The organism is Methylosinus sp. Sm6 (assembly GCF_019802345.1).
Classification (GTDB): domain Bacteria; phylum Pseudomonadota; class Alphaproteobacteria; order Rhizobiales; family Beijerinckiaceae; genus Methylosinus.
On record NZ_JAINDZ010000116.1, the window covers coordinates 1 to 1,214 of the forward strand.

Sequence of the window (1,214 nt, forward strand, 5' to 3'; positions counted from 1 at the left end):
GGATTTTCTGCCTGACAGCGGCGAGGCTTCTCGCTGCGAATCAGGAGCATTCGATGACGAAGAAGAGCCGCCGGACGCATTCCCCGGACAGGGTGGTCGTGCCGTTTCTCTTGTAATCGTGGGTCATGGTCCCGCATTTTCCGGGTTTGAGCGGCAGGCCTGGCTGGGTGCGGTCGAGCGCCTGGATCTGGCTCTTCTCGTCGATGGAGACCACGACGGCGTGAGCCGGCGGGTCCATGTAGAGTCCGACGACATCCTCGACCTTCTCGGCGAATTGCGGATCGGTCGAGCGCTTGAAGGTTCGGATGCGATGCGGCTGGAGGCGATGCTTTTCCCAGAGGCGCTGCACCGCCCGCAGCGAAATCCCCATGGTCTTCGCCATGGCGCGGCCCGTCCAATGAGTGGCGGCGCCGGGCGGCTCCGAGCAGGTCAATTCGAGAACTCTGGCGACGAGCTTTGCCTCGAGCGGCGCGCGGCCCGGTTTGCGGGTCTTGTCGCGCAACAGGCCGTCGACGCCTTCTTCGGCATAACGCTGCTGCCAACGCCAGACCGCCGGACGGCTGACGCCTGCGCGCCGGGCGATCTCCAGAACCGGGAGCCGTTCGGCGGAAAAGAGCACGATCTTTGCTCGTTGGATATGTTTGAGCGCCCGAGAGCGATCGGAGGCGATCACGTCCAGGCGCTCACGGTCTTCGTCCCGAAGGATGATGCTGACAGTCTGGGCCATGAGCCCAGACTCGCACGCCGAGCCGCAATTGTGAATCCTGTGTCGGCGTCAGTGCACTAGCGAAGCATGGCAGACCAGAAATTTTCAACACGGACCAGGGCAGCCAGTTCACCGGCAATGACTTCACGAGCGTGCTGCTCGACGCGAAAATCGCCATCAGCATGGACGGCAAGGGCGCCTGGCGTGACAATGTGTTCGTCGAGCGGCTGTGGCGCAGCGTCAAATATGAGGAGGTCTATCTGCGCGCCTATGACAGCGTGTCCGAGGCGCGCGCGTCCATCGCCAAATATCTGGCCTTTTATAACGAGCGGCGCCCACATTCGAGCCTCGACGCCCGCACGCCAGACGAGGCTTATTTTGGTTGTGGAGAGGTCGTGATGGCAGCATGATCGTCGCCGCGATTTTGTCGCGCGTCGAGTAGGCGCGGGGATTTCTCCGCCGCGCCTCTCACAGAACCGGATATGCGGGCCACGCGTCCGGCTCCTTG

The 1,214-nt window shown here is 62.9% G+C and carries 2 pseudogenes; one reads left to right on the plus strand and one right to left on the minus strand.

Going from position 1 to position 1,214, the window contains the following annotated elements:
* Positions 1 to 88: 88 nt before the first annotated feature.
* Positions 89 to 727: pseudogene (locus K3F48_RS23770) on the minus strand (IS630 family transposase); the annotation flags it as partial.
* Between the two features lie 53 nt (positions 728 to 780).
* Between K3F48_RS23770 and K3F48_RS23775 the strand changes: the two are divergent.
* Positions 781 to 1,116 (plus strand): annotated as a pseudogene (locus K3F48_RS23775) (transposase); the annotation flags it as partial.
* Positions 1,117 to 1,214 lie beyond the last annotated feature (98 nt).